Source organism: Mycobacterium sp. NPDC050441 (assembly GCF_040655355.1).
Taxonomy (GTDB): Bacteria; Actinomycetota; Actinomycetes; order Mycobacteriales; family Mycobacteriaceae; genus Mycobacterium.
Map to the genome: position 1 here is coordinate 77323 of NZ_JBFAJS010000005.1, position 17090 is coordinate 94412.

A 17090-nucleotide genomic window follows, 5' to 3' on the forward strand; every position below is an offset into this window, starting at 1 on the left:
GGCTCATCGGACCGTGGGCCGAAGTAGTGCCGGGATTGCAGCCTACCCACCGCTACGCTTCGCACGTGGCGTACTCCCCGACCCCCGGCCCCGTCCATAGGCCGTGGTTTCCGATCACCGCACCTATGCCCAGGCCGGTGCGAAAAGTCGGGGCCCCGCTGGCCGCGATCATCGCCTGCGGCGTCGTCATCGGTGCGCTGGTACTGCTGTTCACCGCGCTCAACCCGGCCGGCGCGATCATCGGGTTCACGCTGTCCAGCATCGTGATGACCGGGGCGGTATTCGCCTACCTGTGGCTGGACCGCTGGGAGCCGGAGCCGCCCCGATTGTTGCTGTTGGCGTTCGGCTGGGGTGCCGCGGTTGCCGTCGTGCTCTCCCTGATATTGAGCCTGTTCGCCGATGCGCTGCTGGCGACACCCGGTGTCGACTCGTCCCACAGTTTCGCCTCCGTGGCGATCCGGGCGCCGTTCATCGAAGAGGCCGCCAAGGGCTTGTTCCTGCTGGTCATGATGACCGGCAAGCGCCGCAACGAGCTCAACTCGCTGACCGACTGCCTCGTCTACGCCGGCCTGGTCGGTCTGGGGTTCGCCTGGCTGGAAGACATCATGTACATCTCCAGCGCGGATTCGTTGGGGGGATCCCTGCTCACCGCGGCGATGCGACTGATCATGGCGCCGTTCGCCCACTCACTGTTCACCACGATGACCGCGATCGGGGTGTACTTCGCGCTGCAGCGGCGCAGTGGCATCGCCAAGGCGCTGTGCATCCTGGCCGGCTACCTCGGTGCCGTGCTCATGCACGGGTTGTGGAACGGCTCGTCGCTGCTCGGCGCCGGAACCTACTTCATCGTCTACATCGTCTGGATGGTGCCGATCTTCATCACGATGATCGTGGTCGGCGTTACCAGCCGTCGCCGCGAACAGCGCGTGGTGGCCGCCAAGCTGCCCGGCATGGTCGCCGCCGGACTCATCACCCCCAACGAGGCCACCTGGCTCGGATCGTTGAAAACCCGCCACGGTGCCATCCAGCAGGCGACGATGGCCGGCGGCCGGCCCGCCGGCAAGGCCGTCGCAGCGTTCGCCGCCGCCGTCGTCGAACTGGCGTTCGTGCGCGACCGCATCGACCGCGGTTTCGGAGATACGCAGGTGTACGCGCTGCAGCAGGAAGAGGTGTACTCGGTGACCGCCGCCCGGTCGGCCGCACCGATCCTGCAGTGGCTCGCCAACTACCAGGCGCCCGTCCGGTACTGAGCCACCGGCCCGCCCGCCGAGCAGGCGAATGTACCGATTTGCACTGGTCAGTGATACTTCATACATGCTCGCCCACATTCTCGACGTCCTGCCGGCGTTCCTGGTCGCAGCGGTGATTCTGGCTGCGCTACCCGGTCCGGCGACGGTGCTGTTCCTACACCGTTCGGTGCGGGACGGCCGGACGGCGGGGCTGGCGGCGGTCGTCGGCAATGAGATCGGCATCTGCGGATGGACGCTGGCCGGTGGCGGCGGACTGTCGATGCTCCTGACGGCCAACCGGATGTTGTCGTTGGCGCTGCACGTCGTCGGAGCCGCCGTCCTGGTCTGGCTCGGAATCAGCGCCTGGCGCAGCGCCAAGGGCGACGGCGACGTCGAGGTGGCGCTGCCACTGCGCGGGCGGACCCCCGCAGCAGCGTTTCGCGCAGCACTGATGTCCATCGCCGCCAATCCGAAGGCGGCGGCCTTCGGCATCGTCGTGCTCCCGCAGTTTCTGCCCACGAACGGACCCGTGCTGCCGACATTGCTGGTGCTCGCGGTCATCCAGCTGGTAGTGGACACCACGTGGTGTGTCGGCGTCGTGCTGGCCGCCCACCGCGCACGAAACATCCTGAACCGCACCCATATCCGTCGCCGTATCGAACGCGTGATGGGGGCCGCACTGGTGGCGCTGGGCGTGGGCCTGGGCGCCGACGCGCGCTAGCACGCGGCTGAGCCGCTGCCGCCCTAGTGAGCCGCGGCATCCCAACTGCGGCCGTATCCCACCGACACCTCCAGCGGCACATCCAGTGGATACGCATTGCCCATGTGCTCGCGCACCAACGCCTCCAGTGCGTCCCGCTCCCCCTCGACGACCTCGAAGAGCAGTTCGTCGTGAACCTGCAGCAGCATGCGTGACTTGAGCCCGGCGGCCTTGATCGCCTCGTCGACGTTGATCATCGCCACCTTGATGATGTCGGCGGCACTGCCCTGGATGGGTGCGTTGAGTGCGGCCCGCTCGGCGGCCTCGCGGACGTTACGGTTGCTGCTGTCCAACTCGGGCAGGTAGCGCCTGCGCCCGAACACTGTCGACGTGTAGCCGTCCTTGCGGGCCTGGTCGACGACGTCGCGCAGATAGTCGCGGATACCACCGAACCGCGCGAAGTACTGCTCCATCTGGATCTTGGCTTCCTCGGTGGAAATCTTGAGCTGGCTCGCCAGCCCATAGGCACTCAAGCCGTAGGCCAAGCCATAGGACATCGCCTTGACCCGCCGGCGCAGCTCCGGGGTGACCTCGTCGATCGGCACGTCGAAGGCCCGCGACGCGACGAACGAATGCAGGTCCTCGCCGGTGTTGAATGCTTCGATGAGGCCTTCGTCGCGGGACAGATGCGCCATGATCCGCATCTCGATCTGGCTGTAGTCGGCCGTCATCAGCTCGGTGTAACCATCGCCGACGACGAAGGCGTCCCGGATGCGCCGGCCCGCCTCGGTGCGGATCGGGATGTTCTGCAGGTTGGGCTCGGTGGACGAAAGCCGGCCAGTGGCCGCGATGGTCTGGTTGAACGTGGTGTGGATCCGGCCATCGGTGGCCACCGCCGCCAGGAGCCCGTCGACGGTCACCTTCAGCCGGGTGGCGTCCCGGTGTGTGAGCAGGTGCTGCAGGAACGGGTGGCCGGTCTTGTCGAACAGTGACTGCAGCGCATCGGCGTCGGTGGTGTAGCCGGTCTTGGTGCGCTTGGTCTTGGGCATCTCCAGCTCGTCGAACAGCACGACCTGCAGCTGCTTGGGTGAGCCGAGATTGATCTGCTTACCGATCACGGAGTACGCGGCCTCGGCGGCGTCGCGGATCTGATCGGCGAACTCGCTCTGCAACTCCTTGAGGTAGTCGCTGTCGACGGCGATGCCGGTGTGCTCCATCTGGGCGAGCACCCGCTGCACCGGCAGCTCCATGCGGCCCAGCAGTGACGACGAGTCGATCTTGGCCAGCTCCTGGTCGAGCGCATCGGCGAGATCCAGCACCGCGCAGGCGCGCAGGATCCCGGTCTGCACCGCCTGCTCGTCCACCCCGTCCGAATCATCGAGAAGTGAAAGCTGTTGCTGCTCTGGACTTTCGGCCCGAAGTTCACGGTGCAGGTAGCGCACCGACAAGTCATCGAGGGCAAAGCTGCGCTGGCCCGGCCGAACCAGGTAGGCCGCCAGGGCGGTGTCGGAGGTGACCCCGCGCAGCGTCCAGCCCCGGCCGGCCAGATCGTGCATCGCCAGCTTGGCCTCGTGCAGGGCCTTGGGCGGGCCGGGATCGGCGAGCCAGGACGACAGCGCCGCCTCGTCCTCAGCGGTCAGCGTGGCGGTGTCGATGTAGCGGCCGTCGCCGTCGGCCGAGACGATGGCCAGCGCGGTGGCATCGGCGTCGTAAGCCAGGTGCGTGCCGACCACCGCCATCCCGAACCGGTTGCCCAGGCTGTGTTCGGAGAGCCATGCGGCCAGCTCACCGGGCTCCAGTGCGCGCCCACGCACGTCGAACCCGTGCTCGACCTCCGGTTCGGCGGATACCAGCGTGTCGAACAACCGGTCCCGCAGCACCCGGAACTCGAGGTCGTCGAACAGCCGGTGGATCTGGTCACGGTCCCACGTCTGCACGCGCAACGTGTCCGGGGTCTGGGCCAGCGGCACGTCCTTGACCAGTTCGGTCAGCTCGCGGTTGAGCACCACGCTCGACAGATTGGTCCGCAGCGACTCGCCGACCTTGCCCTTCACCTTGTCGACGTTGTCGACCAGGGATTGCAACGAGCCGTATTCGACGATCCACTTGGTGGCGGTCTTCTCCCCCACGCCCGGGATTCCGGGCAGGTTGTCGCTCGGGTCGCCCCGGAGCGCGGCGAAATCCGGATACTGCGTCGGCGTCAGGCCGTACTTCTCCACCACAGCGTCCGGCGTGAACCGGGTCAGCTCGCTGACCCCCTTGCGCGGGTAGAGCACGGTCACGTCATCGCTGACCAGCTGCAACGAGTCACGGTCGCCGGTGACCACCAGCACGCGGTAGCCGGCGTCCTCGCCCTGGGTGGCCAGGGTGGCGATGATGTCGTCGGCCTCGAAGCCGGGCTCGGCCAGCACCGTGATGCCCAGCGCGCCGAGCACCTCCTTGGTGATGTCGATCTGGCCGCGGAACTCGTCGGGCGTCGCGGACCGGCCTTCCTTGTACTCGGGGTACTTCTCCTTGCGGAACGTCTGCCGCGACACATCGAACGCCGCGGCGACGTGGCTGGGCTGCTCGTCACGCAACAGGTTGATCAGCATTGCGGTGAAGCCGTACACCGCGTTGGTGGTCAGCCCGCCCTGCGTCTTGAAGTTCTCCGCAGGCAGCGCATAAAACGCTCGGAATGCCAGGGAATTACCGTCGAGCAGCATCAGTGTGGGCTTCGCGTCCGTCACGGCCCTAACTCTATGCACCGCCGCCGACGAGTTCGGCGGCCATCTCGATGAGCGCCCGCGCGGCCGGGCTGATCGGCCCGCTTGCACGCCAGGCCAGCACCAGCCGACCGCGCAGTTCGGGTCGGATCGAAATGGCGTGGACGTCGGCGCGCTGGCGCGCCACCGAACCGGGCACGATCGCTACGCCCAGCCCGCGGGCGGCGAGATCGGCGAGCGCGTCGGGCGTCGCGGCCTCGAACACCACGTGCGGCGCCACGCCGGCCGCCGCGCAGGCCCGGTCGAACTGCCGACGGATACCGCCACCGGCGGGCAGGGAGATGAGCGGACGCTGCACCAGCGCGGCGAGCGTGACCGTCCGGCGCGCCGCCCACGCGTCGGCGCGACTCACCACCGCCTCGATCGGTTCGTCGGTCGTCGTGGCGACCGCCAATCCGTCGGGCACCTCGTCGGAGCCGACCGACGTGATCGCGACATCGAATCTGCCGCTGCGGACGCCGTCGATCAGCGCATCGGAGGTGTCGGTGGACAGCGTGATCTCCACCGCGGGGTGGGCCCGGTGGTAATCGGCCAGCAGCTGCGGCAGGTCGACGTTGTGGGCCGTCACGGTGCCCACCGTCACCGAACCGCGGACCAGCTGGGTGAGTTCGTCGACTGCGGTCTTGGCGAGCCGCACGGCGTCGAGGGCGGCTCGGGCGTAGGGCAACACCGCCGCGCCGGCGGCGGTGAGCCGGACCTCGCGCCGGGACCGGTCCAGCAGTGGCTGCCCCAATTCTCGCTCCAGCCGGGCGATCTGGGCACTGACCGCGGGCTGCGCCACGTGCACCCGCTGCGCGGCCCGGGTGAAGTTGGCCTCCTCGGTGACCGCGACGAAGTACTCGAGCTGCCGCAATTCCATAACTTTTGATTATAGTTTGTGTACTCAAACGGTATTGGACTTATAACTGCTGTTCGACGCAGGCTTGAGTCATGGACATCGTCATCTCCGGGGCCGGTATCGGCGGCCTCACCACAGCATTGAGCCTGCACGCCCGGGGCATGGGCGTCACCGTCGTGGAATCGGCGCGCGAACTCACCGCGCTGGGTGTCGGCATCAACCTGCTTCCGCACGCCGTGCGTGAGCTGACCGAGCTCGGCCTGGGCGATGCCCTCCGCACCATGGCGGCCACGCCGGCGGTCATCGATTTCTACGCCTCGGACGGGACACTGCTGTTCCGCGAGCCCCGCGGAATCGAAGGCGGCTACGGCTACCCGCAGTGCTCAGTGCACCGCGGCCGGTTGCAGATGTTGTTGCTCGACGCGGTCCGGGCCCGGCTCGGATCCGAGGCGGTGCGAACCGGCGCCGGCGTGGTGGGCTTCACCGAGTCCTCAGCCGGTGTGCGCGTGGAGACCGGGGCCGGGGATTTCACCGCTGACGTATTCGTCGGCGCCGACGGGGTCCAGTCGATGGTCCGGCGCAGGCTGCATCCGGGCCCCGACCCACTGCTCTGGTCGGGTGTGCGGATGTTTCGCGGCGCCAGCCGGATTCGGCCGTTTCTCGACGGCCGCACCATGGCCATCGTCAAGGGCCCCCACGGGGTGGAGCTGGTCACCTACCCGATCGGTGGTGATCTGGTGAACTGGGTGCTGCAGGTGCCCGAGGCCGGCCCGGGCCCGCTTCCCGGTGACGCGAACTGGAACACCCCGACCGATCCCGCGGCGGTGGCCGCCCATATGTCCGGCTGGCACCTGAGCTGGCTGGACACCGCCGAACTGGTGGCCCGATCCGAAACGGTGTTCGAGTATCCGATGGTCGATCGGGAACCGCTGCCCCACTGGGGAACTCAGCGTGTCACATTGCTCGGTGACGCCGCGCATCCGATGTACCCCGTCGGCGCCAACGGCGGCTCCCAGGCCATTCTCGACGCCCGCGTCCTGGCCGACGAACTGGCCGCCGGCCGTGGCGTCGCCGGTTACGAGGCGCGCCGGGTGCCCGAGACGACGGCAGTGGTGCACGCCAACCGTGAGATGCATGCCGGCGACCCGGACGACCTGAACCGCGTCACCGCCACCTACCGCCGAAACACTCTGGCCGACAGGAGTTCCCGATGACCACTTTCGTGCTCGTACCCGGCGCGTGCCACGGCGGCTGGTGCTACGACGACCTGGCCGCCGCGCTGCGCGACGACGGACACCGGGTGTTGACGCCGACCCTGACCGGGGTGGCCGAGCGCGCCCACCTGGCCCACGCCGGGGTCAACCTGGACACCCACATCGCCGATGTGCTGGCCGAATTCGAAGCCCACCGCGTCACCGACGCGGTGCTGGTCGGGCACAGCTACGGCGGCATGGTGATCACCGCCGTCGCCGACCGCATCCCGGATCGGGTACGAACGCTGGTCTATCTGGATGCGCTCGTGCCGCGCGACGGCGAGTCCTGCTGGACCCTGACCAACGACGAGCAGCGCCAGTGGTACATCGGGGTCGACGCCACCGGCTACGGCGTGCCCCCACTGCCGTTCTTCGACGAGCGCGCAACCGCGCACCCACTGGCGTCACTGCTGCAGCCGGTGCGGCTCGGCGACGAGCCGGCGGGGATCCGGCGGATCTTCGTCTACGCCCAGCGCTGGCCGACTGAGTCGCCGTTCGCGCCGACCTACGACCGGTTGCGTACCGACCCCGGGTGGACGACGCACTCCCTCGACGGGGCACACAACCTCATGCGGGACAACCACAGTGATCTGGTGCGCATCCTGCGGGACGCTGCCGGCTCCGTCAGCCTCCCGTCCGGCGCAGCTGGTCGCGGATGACCTCGGGTCGGGCGCTGATCGCACCGATGTAACCGTCGGGCCGGACCAGGACGAAAGTTCCGACGGGTACGTCGTAATCCCCGCCGGGCTCGAGGTGCACCTGCGGCACCCCGAAATCGACTGTCCCGTCCACGAATTGCAGCACCGTCCAGTGCGGGCCGCGGAACACGTCGAACAGCCGTCGGCCGTCGGGCAGCAGACCGTCCGGTGCGCGGTCGCCGGGTTGCAGTGCGCCGGCCAGGTGCGCGTCTCCGGCGGCCAACGGGCCGCCCCGGTAGCCGATGTCCAGCTGGTGGATCGCGGCCGGCGCCCGCTCGGTTGCGCCGAAGCCCTGGCGGTGCAGCGCGCCGCTGAGTTGCAGTACCTCGGCAGCGACGGGCAGGCGTTCGGCCTCATAGCTGTCCAGCAGGGCGTCGGGCGCGCCGGCCAACACCGCGGCCAGCTTCCAGCCCACGTTGTAGGCATCCTGAACCCCGGTGTTGACGCCCAGTCCCCCGGCGGGCGAATGCACGTGGGCGGCGTCCCCGGCCAGCAACACCCGGCCGATCCGGAAGTGTTGCGCCATCAGCAGATTCACCCGGTACAACGAAATCCACCGCAGGTCCGACAGCGTCACGTCTCCTCGGCCCGACCGGTGTTCCAGCACCGCCTGCATGCCGTCGAGGGTCAGCGGGGGCGGGTCGTCGCCCGGTGCCATGGTGACCACCAATTGGTAATGGTCGGTGCCGGGCAGATTCCACAACGAGAACCGCCGGGACTGGTCGCCGTCACGGGTCAGCAGGTGACAGCACCGGCCGTCGAGTCCGCCGGCCCGCACGTCGCCCACGATGATGCGTTCCTCGGTGAGCGCCCCGCCGAGAAACTCGACCCCGGACACCTTGCGTACCGTGCTGCGACCGCCGTCGGCGCCGACCAGGTAGTCGGCCCGGATCGGCCCGCGGTTCGTGCGCACCGTGACGCCGTCGCCGTCTTGCGTGAAACCCGTTACCTCGGTGCAGAATTCGATCGTCCCGCCGAGTTCGGCGAATCGCGCGGCCAGGATCTGGTCGGTGCGCCATTGCGGGATCAGCCAGGTGTAGGGGTACGGCACCGCCGGTGTGGGTTCCAGCTCGGGCAGTCCGAGCAGCTCGTAGATCGGTTTCTCCCAGACCACGTCGGCGCCGCGGTACAGCCGCATCGGCGGAAACGACTCCCCGGCGGCCAGCACGGCACCGATGACCCCGAGGTCGTCGAACACCTCCAGCGTGCGCGGCTGCAGCCCTTTGCCGCGCGACCCGGGGAACAACGTCGCGGCCTTGTCCAGCACCCGGCAGGGCACACCTCGACGAGCCAGCTCGATGGCCAGGGTGAGTCCGGTCGGCCCGGCTCCGGCAATCACGACGGTCATCGCCGACCACCGCCCAGCAGGACCAGAAGGACGTCATCGACCAGCCGCGTACTGAACGCCTCGTCGACCGGCAGGTCCACGTGAAGCTGCCGCAGGATCATCGCCTCGGCCACGTCGTGGATCAGGTCGACGTCGGTGTCCGCGGCGATGTCGCCCCGGGCCATGGCCCGTTGCAGCGCCTCATGGAAGGGCGAGAGCTCCGCCTTGTCGAGATGTTCGCGGATGGCTTCGGCGAGCTGGGCATCGTGCCGCATGAGCGCCGCGAGTTCGGCGGTCACCCGCGTGAGCGGATCGGCCACCTCCGCGGAGATCATGTCCATCACAGCGAACAGGTCACTGCGCAGCTGCCCGGTATCGGGCACGGAGGCGTTCCGGGCGGCGTCGGCAGCGTCCAGGGTGGCGCGGACGAGCTGAGCCTTGTTCGGCCACCGGCGGTAGATCGTGGCCTTGCTGGCACCCGCTCGTGCGGCGACCGCATCGATCGTCAGCGCCTGATATCCCCGTTCTGCCAGCAGTTCGGCCGTGGCGGCCAACACCGCCTGTTCACGCTCCATGCCTCGCACCATGCTCGAAGCGTACGAAACGGTTTCGTACTCTTCAACCGAATATCTTGGCCCGCGGGACAAAACTGCAACACGTTTCAGTTCTGTGGTCTTGATCGTTTAGGCTGGCCGCGTGCCAGCAGCATCTTCGCAACCCGCGATCGAAGGGTGGTTCGCCACCGACGACGCCGGTGCCACTCACCTGATCGGCGGCAAGTGCACCCAGTGCGCCACCTACGTTTTCCCGCCGCGCGAGAACAACTGCCCCAACCCGGCCTGCGACAGCGACACCCTTGATCTGGTGCCGCTGTCCCGCCGCGGGAAGGTGTGGAGCTACACCGAGAACCGGTACCTCCCGCCCTCGCCTTATCCCAAGACCGACCCGTTCGAGCCGTTCGCGATCGCCGCGGTGGAACTGGCCGACGAAGGCCTGATCGTGCTCGGCAAGGTCGTCACGGGCACCCTCGCGGCCGATCTCAAGGTCGGCATGGAGATGGAGCTGACCACCATGACGCTCTACACCGACGACGAGGGCGTCGAGCGCACCACCCACGCCTGGAGGATCGCCTGATGAGCGCACCCGAACCGCTGTACATCCTCGGCGCGGGCATGCACCCGTGGGGCAAGTGGGGACGCGACTTCACCGAGTACGGCGTCGTCGCCGCCCGCGCGGCCCTGGCCGAGGCCGGCCTGGACTGGCGCCAGATCCAGCTGGTCGCGGGAGCCGACACGATCCGCAACGGCTACCCCGGCTTCATCGCCGGGTCGACGTTCGCCCAGAAGCTGGGCTGGAACGGCGTGCCGGTGTCGTCGAGCTACGCGGCCTGCGCGTCGGGCTCGCAGGCACTGCAGAGCGCCCGCGCCCAGATCCTGGCCGGGTTCTGCGATGTCGCGCTGGTGATCGGTGCCGACACCACCCCCAAGGGTGCCTTCGCGCCCGTCGGCGGCGAGCGCAAGAACGATCCCGACTGGCAGCGCTTCCACCTGCTCGGCGCGATGAACCCGGTGTACTTCGCCCTGCTGGCCCGGCGCCGGATGGACCTCTACGGCGCCACCGCCGAGGACTTCGCCCAGGTGAAGGTGAAGAACTCCCGGCACGGTCTGCAGAACCCGAATGCCCGTTACCACAAGGAATCCTCGGTCGAGGACGTGCTGGCCAGCCCGGTGGTCTCCGACCCGCTGCGCCAGCTCGACATCTGCGCCACCTCCGACGGCGCCGCCGCGCTGATCGTCGCGAGCGCGGATTTCGCCCGCAAGCACCTGGGTTCGCTGGACGGTGTGCCGTCGGTCCGTGCGATCTCGACCGTCACGCCGCGCTACCCGCAGCACCTGCCCGAATTGCCGGACATCGCAACGGATTCCACCGCCGTGGTGGCCGCCCCGGAGCGCGTGTTCAAGGACCAGATCCTCGACGCGGCCTACGCCGAGGCCGGGATCGGCCCCGAGGACGTCAGCCTGGCCGAGGTGTACGACCTGTCCACCGCACTCGAGCTGGACTGGTACGAGCACCTGGGCCTGTGCGCCAAGGGCGAGGGCGAGCAACTGCTGCGTTCGGGTGCCACCACCATCGGCGGGCGGGTCCCGGTCAACGCCTCGGGCGGCCTGGCCAGCTTCGGTGAGGCCATTCCGGCGCAGGCCATCGCGCAGGTGTGCGAGCTCACCTGGCAGCTCAAGGGCCAGGCCACCGGCCGTCAGGTCGAGGGTGCGAAGGTCGGCGTCACGGCGAACCAGGGCCTGTTCGGCCACGGCTCGTCGGTGATCGTCGCCCGCTAGTCACCATTGCCGCTGCGCGGGCGTGCGTGTCTGCTCCGCGACACGCCGCCGCGCACCGGCATTCCGCGCACGGTCGCGCCACGATGACGGTATGAGCGAGAGCGTCGTCGTCCGCGTCAAGCCCGGCAGCCGCAAAGGCCCCTTGGTCGAAGTTGCGGATGATGGCGCGCTCACCATCTATGTGCAAGAGCGCGCCGTCGATGGCAAGGCCAACGACGCCGTCACCAAACTGCTTGCCGAACATCTCGGTGTGCCGCGCAGCCGCGTGAAGTTGATCTCCGGTGCGACCGCGCGGCTCAAGCGTTTTCGTATCAACTGACAGCACCGAGCGTGCGCAGAATGTCGCCCGATGGCGGCGGCCCAGTCCGCTAACCCAGATTGCGGTTCCACTCCAGCCAGCCGATGCCGCTACGCCCGTCGGCGGTGCGGACCTTCGCCCAGGCCCGCGGGAACTGACTCACCCTCCCGTCCGCAGCTACCAGCAGCACGGGAGCGTGGCCCACGATGTCAACAGTCACTTCGAGATCGCCGGGTTGCAGCGTCAGCGTCGTCGACACCGGCAGATCGTCGGCACCGAGCGTGTAATCCGCAGTCACCGCCTGCAATTCGACAAGCGGTTCACCCGCGCGCTGCGAATAGCCGATACCGACCGGCGGTATCCCCGGAATCCGGATGTCGACGCCGTGCAGATGGGTGCCGTCGTCGAGATGGAGGGCACTCCACACCCAGTTCATCGACCACCAGTCCCGCACGCCCCACGAGTGGTCACGTTGGCCCGCCACACCGTTGATGCCGAAGGTCTGCTCGCCGATGGTCACCGTGCCCGAGACCGTGCACGGAATCTCATAGCGGGGCGTGATCCGGTACTGGTACGGAGTTCCCACCGTGGTCCAGGTCAGGTCCATGGTCACCGCAACCGGTCGGCCCGTCTCTCCGCGCAGCAGGGCCGCCGGATCGTCGTGGGCCTGCCCGGTACCCGATGCGGTAACACGGTAGGCCTTGAGCGGTTCGAGCGGTTGCAGGCTCAACTCGACGCCCTCACCCGTGATCGATGCGGGTTCGGCCGGTGCGGCATGAAAGTCGTTGAGCGCCACGGTCGGCATACCCGGACCGCAGAACAGGACATTGACCCATGCGGTGTCCTGGTTGGGGATCAGGCCCAGGCGGACCCAGCCGCCGAAGCCCGCCGCCGCATCGGTGAAGTCGAAGTACCAGCTCTCGTTCCACAGCTCTTCACCGGTAGGGGTGTGCGGATAGTCGTCCTCGGCGTCAGGCACCAGCGGTTCCGGAATTGCCGGGGGTGCAAGGACATCCAGTGCTTGGGTGTCCAGAACGTGACTGCAGTGCCGGTCGAGCATCGTCATGAACATCTGGTCACCGCGTTCGGTACGTTCCACCAGCATCGAGGAGATGATCGCCATCATCACCCCGAAGAAGCTCTGCCGGCGCACGCCGTCGCGCACCTGATCGAGCGTCAGTGCCGAGTCCGTGCCGAGCGCCTGGTGATACGCCGTCAACAGCTCGTCGTAGTGCGCGCGGCGCTGCTCAACGGGCAGGGCGCAGCCGATGAAGTACGCGACGTCGGTGAACGCCGGCCCCTTCGTGACGGTCTGCCAGTCCACCACGGTCAGGACCCGGTCGGCACCCGCGTCGCCGAACAGCATGTTGTCGAGCCGATAGTCACCGTGCACCAGACCCTGCGGCCGCTCGGACGCGCCCTCGTCGGCCAGGTACGCGTCGAAACTCTCGACGAGCCGGTCACACACGTGGCGCTGCTCCGGCGTGATCAGGCCGGCGTAGCGGTCGACAAATGCCGCATACAAGCCTGCGATCAGGGCCTGGTTGACCGGCGCCTCGCGGTTGAGCCACTCGGCCTGGTTCAAGGCCTCGACGCCGGCCACCGATCCGTGCACACGACCCAGCTCGGTGAGCGCCGCCGAGGCCTGTTCGGCTGTCGCGCCACGGATCTCGTCACCGACGACAGCCGGGATGGCGTCGCCGAGCAACAGGTCGAAGGCCCCGGTCCGTGGGTCGAAGGCGGCGTGATAGCACGGCGCCACCGGCCCCGGGACCAAGGCGGGCGCGATGTCGGCGTAGAACCGCACCTCGCGCTCGTAGAGTCCCAGCGCCAGTCCGGTCTGGCGGCTGTTGGGATCGGTGGCGGCCACCTTGAGCACCACCGAGGCCGGCCCGTCCGCCTCCCCGGCATAGTTCAGCGAGACCCGGTAGCACTCGCTCATCTGCCCGGTGCCGATCCGCTCGAAGCTGAATCCGCTGACCGGACCGGCGCCCAGGGCGGCGGTCAGCCAGTCACACGTCAGGTCTTCGGGGCGGTCCAGGACAGCGGTCTGAGTCGGTTGCACACAGGCAACGTAGCAGTGTTCCGCATCACATATGACAGGTGTCAACTAATAGCTAGTGGTGTGCCGCTTTGGCATGACCGTGTGCACAGGAATCCGGCGGGGTGGCCGCCACGTCCAGCGCCGGGTTGCGGTCGAAGAACCCGAAAGGCTTGAGCCAGAACGACACCACGTCGACCGGCATCACCGGCCAGTCCTCCGGTCGGGTGATGTGGTGGATACCGAACACGTACCACAGCACCACGTCGGTGTTGTCGATCGACCGGTCGGCCTTCGTCCACTCGCCCAACCCGGTGTCGGCCGCCGACTGGTTGACGAACTCCCCCGCCGGCCAGCGTTCGTCCGGTCGGTTCGGGGTCACCCACAAGGTATGGGCGATGACATTGGCGCGTTGCAGCACCGGCGAGGACGGGTCGAACATCGCCGGGATCGCCCCGGTGGGCACCAGCTTGTAGGACGGATGCGTCCCCAGGCCGTTGACGACGTTGGTGTTGACCACCTTCCAGGCCCGCTGAGTGGCGAAGTTGACGTCCTGCCTGCCCTCCTGCTCGGTGCGCAGCGCCTGATTGCGCACCACCAACGACAGGCCGTACGGATTGTCCGGACTGATCGGTTCCGCGTACGACTCGGTCATGTAGACCGTGTTGTCGGTGCCGTCGACGTCCAGGTCCAACCGGGCGATCAGGAAGTGCTGATGGAACGGTGCGTACGTGCGCTCGTCGACGAGCGTGCCGTTCTTCGGCGTCGCCCCGGCCGGGAACGGTGTGGTGACCATGATCCCGGTGGCGCGGACCTCGCACTCGATGTTGCCGTCCTGGTAGAGCCGCCAGTACACCAGATACTCGTAGTTGGCAACGGTGACGTGGAATGACAGGGTGAGCCTGCGCATCCGGCGCACCTCGGCACCCGCGTCGTGGTCGACGTGCTTCCACAGCACGGCGTTGTCTTCCTCGTGGATGCAGATCGCATTGGTGATCGTGTACGGCTCGCCGGTGCTGTTGTGCAGAACCGCGTCCAGATAACGGATCTCACCGAGACAGTCGCAGCCGAGCTCCAGCGAGGTGGTCATGAATCCCAGACCCCACTCGCCGATGTCGAACGCGGTGCGCCGGTAGTGATCGACCGAGGAGTCCCGATACGGCACCACCATTTCGGCGAACGACATCCGATGGGCCACCGAACGATTCACGTCGCCATCGCGATAGCGCACGGTGTGCAGCGTCATCCCCTCGCGATGGTTGAACCCGACCCGCAGCGACCAGTTCTGCCACTGCAGCAGGTTGCCGTCCAAGGTGAACGACGGCCCCTCGGGCTGGGTGATGTCCAGCGGCTTGAGCGGCTCCCGGTGGGACGCCGCCCGGATCCGTTCCGGGATGTGATGCGGTACGTATTCGCCCATCACATCAGGCTTTTCGGAGCTGCCGTCATCTTCGACGCGCAGCACCTCCATGCTGTTGATGTCGATCACGCAATGCAGACCGCTGACCGGGTGGGCGTACGGATTGGCACCGGCGGCCTGCTTGTACCAGGTGTCCGACCAGCCGATCCGCCGGTCGCGGTATTCGGGCGGTGCGACGGCGTCACCGTAGGTCCAGGTGTCCATGAACACGTTGTCCAGGTCCGTGATCCCGCGTCGGGCCAGCGCGGCGATCACGTCGGGGTGCCGGCGCAGCACCTCGTCGCATTCGACGAACTCGTCGACGGTGAAGTTGGCCTGGACACCCGGAATGTGGTCGAAGTTCTCGACCCGATCCTCGGTCAGCGACACCACGCCCTTGTAGGTGGCGTTCGCTGCCCTCTCCAGGCAGATCACGGCGGCCCGCCTGGGCGGTGTCGCACCGCTGCCGTCAAAGGCAGCCAGTTCGGCCTTGGACGGCTCGACGAGTTCCACCGAGGCAACCCGCCAGCCCTCCCCGACCCCGTGCTCACGCCGCAATATCGCTGCCACCGCGCGAAACTCGTCGGCGGACAGCGGATCCAGGGGGTAGTCCACGTCAAATACGCAACCACATCCGAGCGATTCCCTGCAGCAAATCGCTCAGAGTGAATCCGGCGAACTCAGCGCTCGGCGAGGGTGAACCCTTCCCAGGCCTGCCGCCGCACCGCCCGGGGGTCGTATTCGACGCGTGGCCGGCGGTCGAACACGAACACCGCGCGGTCGTCGCTGTCATAGGCCGGCCAGCCCGGGCCCGGCTCGCCGGTCCGGCTGAATTCACGCCAACGCCGCTGCACCTCACGGCTGACCCGCCGGGCCGACGTGCGGTCGCCCACGGCGGTCAGCAGTGCGCCGTAACTCGTGTGGTACGTGTCGAACACCGCCAGCAGTTCCATCGCGTGCGTCGCCCCCAGCCCCGCCCAGTGCAAGGTGCGCGGCGCATAGTCGTAGCGGTACACGTAGGTGGGCGCGTGCAGGCTGTGGGCCTCCGCGATCTGCCAGGTGGCCGAGCCGAACGCGAAATCGCCACCGAGCCGCACGCAGGCCGCGCTGCTCGGATAGTCCGGATAGGCCGCGACGATCCGCCGACGCTCCTCGGGATCGCTACGCGCGAACAACTTTTCGATCATCGGCTCATTGGTCGGCAGCAGCTGCATGAAGCGGGTGAACAAGCGCCCCTCGTCGGCGTTGTTGCCGACGATCAACGGCACCCGGTGTGCGCCGCCCTCGGCCATCGCCGTCACCGGATCGGTGGGCAGGTACTCGGTGTCGAAGGTCGGGCCGACCGGAAACGCGCCAGGCATGTCCGTCTGCCCGCGCACGATCAGAGCTTCCAGGGCCCGGCCGAGGTCGGCCGGGCGGGCGGACATGAGCGCCGCGGCCGCCGATCCCCCACCGGGACTGACCAATTCAGCGAGCTGACCCGCGAGCTTGGCCGCGGCGTCCGCAGAGCTGACCATCCCGGCGGCCGGGCTCTCCGAGATCACCCGGGCGAACAGTCCCTCGGCCTCGGGCACCGCGAGCAACGTCGCGACCGCGTGGGCACCCGCACTCTCCCCGAAGATCGTGACGTTGTCCGGATCCCCGCCGAACACTTCCGCGTTGTCCCGGACCCAGCGCAATGCCAGCACCAGATCACGCAGGAACAGGTTGTCCTCGATCGGATGTTCCGGCGTCGACAGCGACGACAGCTCGACACATCCGAGCATCCCGAGCCGATAGTTGACCGAGACGAACACACAACCGCGACGGGCCAGCGCGGCACCGTCATAGACCGGCGTGGCCGAGCTGCCCATGATGTAGCCACCGCCGTGCACGAAGAACATCACCGGCAGTGGACCATCGGAATCCGGTTTTTCCGGCGCCACCACGTTGAGGGTCAGGCAGTCCTCGCTCATCGGCTGGTGCTTGCCCACACCGACGAGCGTGTACCGGCGTTGCTGGGGCGCGCAGTAACCGAACCCGTGGCAGTAACGCACACCCGGCCATGGCTCGGCTGGCTCGGGTGCCCTCAGACGCAGCCGCCCGACCGGCGGTTTGGCGTAAGGGATGGAACGCCAACGATGTACGCCGTCGCGCGTGAACCCCTCGACGATGCCGGTACTAATCTTTGCCCGGACAGTCCGCTCGTGCATAGAACGACCGTATC

General features: G+C 68.0%; 14 protein-coding genes. 7 read left to right on the top strand and 7 right to left on the bottom strand.

Annotated features, from left to right (window positions below):
- Positions 1–125 precede the first annotated feature (125 nt).
- Entirely contained in the window at positions 126–1250 is a 1125-nt protein-coding gene (locus tag AB0I14_RS16010) for a PrsW family intramembrane metalloprotease (RefSeq protein WP_358024320.1), read from the top strand.
- 64 nt (positions 1251–1314) lie between these two features.
- Positions 1315–1950 carry a LysE family translocator gene (locus tag AB0I14_RS16015; RefSeq protein WP_358023064.1) on the top strand — a complete coding sequence of 212 codons (636 nt, stop codon included), beginning with the start codon at positions 1315–1317 and terminating at the stop codon, positions 1948–1950.
- Between the two features lie 23 nt (positions 1951–1973).
- Here the strand turns inward: AB0I14_RS16015 and polA are convergent, their stop codons facing one another.
- Both polA and AB0I14_RS16025 read right to left on the bottom strand, forming a co-directional pair.
- Entirely contained in the window at positions 1974–4634 is a 2661-nt protein-coding gene (polA, locus tag AB0I14_RS16020; protein ID WP_358024323.1) for a DNA polymerase I, read from the bottom strand.
- A 34-nt stretch (positions 4635–4668) separates the two neighbouring features.
- Positions 4669–5553, bottom strand: a complete 885-nt coding sequence (locus tag AB0I14_RS16025; protein WP_358023067.1) for a LysR substrate-binding domain-containing protein — start codon at positions 5551–5553, stop codon at positions 4669–4671.
- A 71-nt stretch (positions 5554–5624) separates the two neighbouring features.
- Here AB0I14_RS16025 and AB0I14_RS16030 point away from each other — a divergent pair, with 71 nt between their 5' ends.
- Together AB0I14_RS16030 and AB0I14_RS16035 are read left to right on the top strand one after the other, a co-directional pair.
- Positions 5625–6746: an FAD-dependent monooxygenase gene (locus tag AB0I14_RS16030; protein ID WP_358023070.1), complete on the top strand. Its 1122-nt coding sequence runs from the start codon at positions 5625–5627 to the stop codon at positions 6744–6746.
- Entirely contained in the window at positions 6743–7444 is a 702-nt protein-coding gene (locus AB0I14_RS16035; RefSeq protein WP_358023073.1) for an alpha/beta fold hydrolase, read from the top strand. The genes AB0I14_RS16030 and AB0I14_RS16035 overlap by 4 nt, the downstream gene beginning before the upstream one ends.
- On the opposite strand, the gene AB0I14_RS16040 is transcribed toward AB0I14_RS16035, so the two are convergent.
- Both AB0I14_RS16040 and AB0I14_RS16045 read right to left on the bottom strand, forming a co-directional pair.
- Positions 7410–8831 carry an FAD-dependent monooxygenase gene (locus AB0I14_RS16040; protein ID WP_358023075.1) on the bottom strand — a complete coding sequence of 474 codons (1422 nt, stop codon included), beginning with the start codon at positions 8829–8831 and terminating at the stop codon, positions 7410–7412. The two genes, AB0I14_RS16035 and AB0I14_RS16040, sit on opposite strands and share 35 nt — an antisense overlap.
- Entirely contained in the window at positions 8828–9385 is a 558-nt protein-coding gene (locus AB0I14_RS16045; RefSeq protein WP_358023078.1) for a TetR/AcrR family transcriptional regulator, read from the bottom strand. Before AB0I14_RS16045 ends, AB0I14_RS16040 begins: the two co-directional genes overlap by 4 nt.
- Before the next feature lie 121 nt (positions 9386–9506).
- Between AB0I14_RS16045 and AB0I14_RS16050 the strand changes: the two genes are divergently transcribed.
- From AB0I14_RS16050 to AB0I14_RS16060, 3 genes are all read left to right on the top strand, one after another.
- Positions 9507–9944, top strand: a complete 438-nt coding sequence (locus tag AB0I14_RS16050) for an OB-fold domain-containing protein (protein ID WP_358023081.1) — start codon at positions 9507–9509, stop codon at positions 9942–9944.
- Positions 9944–11146 carry a lipid-transfer protein gene (locus AB0I14_RS16055; RefSeq protein WP_358023084.1) on the top strand — a complete coding sequence of 401 codons (1203 nt, stop codon included), beginning with the start codon at positions 9944–9946 and terminating at the stop codon, positions 11144–11146. Before AB0I14_RS16050 ends, AB0I14_RS16055 begins: the two co-directional genes overlap by 1 nt.
- Positions 11147–11237: 91 nt before the next feature.
- A complete protein-coding gene (locus AB0I14_RS16060) occupies positions 11238–11465 on the top strand; it encodes a DUF167 domain-containing protein (protein ID WP_358023086.1) in 228 nt (75 codons plus the stop codon).
- Positions 11466–11514: 49 nt separating this feature from the next.
- Here the strand turns inward: AB0I14_RS16060 and AB0I14_RS16065 are convergent, their stop codons facing one another.
- The 3 genes from AB0I14_RS16065 to AB0I14_RS16075 all read right to left on the bottom strand — a co-directional run bounded on the left by AB0I14_RS16065 (position 11515) and on the right by AB0I14_RS16075 (position 17076).
- A complete protein-coding gene (locus AB0I14_RS16065) occupies positions 11515–13509 on the bottom strand; it encodes a phosphotransferase (protein WP_358023089.1) in 1995 nt (664 codons plus the stop codon).
- Positions 13510–13561: 52 nt separating this feature from the next.
- Positions 13562–15499 (bottom strand): primary-amine oxidase, encoded by a 1938-nt coding sequence (locus tag AB0I14_RS16070; RefSeq protein ID WP_358023092.1) that lies wholly within the window; start codon positions 15497–15499, stop codon positions 13562–13564.
- Between the two features lie 65 nt (positions 15500–15564).
- Positions 15565–17076, bottom strand: coding sequence for a carboxylesterase/lipase family protein (locus tag AB0I14_RS16075; protein WP_358023095.1), 1512 nt, complete (start codon positions 17074–17076; stop codon positions 15565–15567).
- Positions 17077–17090: the final 14 nt, after the last annotated feature.

What these genes read in the sequence shown, in the direction of transcription:
- AB0I14_RS16030 (WP_358023070.1), top strand. Translation starts at nt 5,625, where the DNA reads ATGGACATCGTCATCTCCGGGGCCGGTATCGGCGGCCTCACCACAGCA.
- AB0I14_RS16035 (WP_358023073.1), top strand. Translation starts at nt 6,743, where the DNA reads ATGACCACTTTCGTGCTCGTACCCGGCGCGTGCCACGGCGGCTGGTGC.
- AB0I14_RS16040 (WP_358023075.1), bottom strand. Translation starts at nt 8,831, where the DNA reads ATGACCGTCGTGATTGCCGGAGCCGGGCCGACCGGACTCACCCTGGCC.
- AB0I14_RS16010 (WP_358024320.1), top strand. Translation starts at nt 126, where the DNA reads ATGCCCAGGCCGGTGCGAAAAGTCGGGGCCCCGCTGGCCGCGATCATC.
- AB0I14_RS16015 (WP_358023064.1), top strand. Translation starts at nt 1,315, where the DNA reads ATGCTCGCCCACATTCTCGACGTCCTGCCGGCGTTCCTGGTCGCAGCG.
- AB0I14_RS16025 (WP_358023067.1), bottom strand. Translation starts at nt 5,553, where the DNA reads ATGGAATTGCGGCAGCTCGAGTACTTCGTCGCGGTCACCGAGGAGGCC.
- AB0I14_RS16045 (WP_358023078.1), bottom strand. Translation starts at nt 9,385, where the DNA reads ATGGAGCGTGAACAGGCGGTGTTGGCCGCCACGGCCGAACTGCTGGCA.
- AB0I14_RS16075 (WP_358023095.1), bottom strand. Translation starts at nt 17,076, where the DNA reads ATGCACGAGCGGACTGTCCGGGCAAAGATTAGTACCGGCATCGTCGAG.
- AB0I14_RS16060 (WP_358023086.1), top strand. Translation starts at nt 11,238, where the DNA reads ATGAGCGAGAGCGTCGTCGTCCGCGTCAAGCCCGGCAGCCGCAAAGGC.
- AB0I14_RS16055 (WP_358023084.1), top strand. Translation starts at nt 9,944, where the DNA reads ATGAGCGCACCCGAACCGCTGTACATCCTCGGCGCGGGCATGCACCCG.
- polA (WP_358024323.1), bottom strand. Translation starts at nt 4,634, where the DNA reads ATGCTGCTCGACGGTAATTCCCTGGCATTCCGAGCGTTTTATGCGCTG.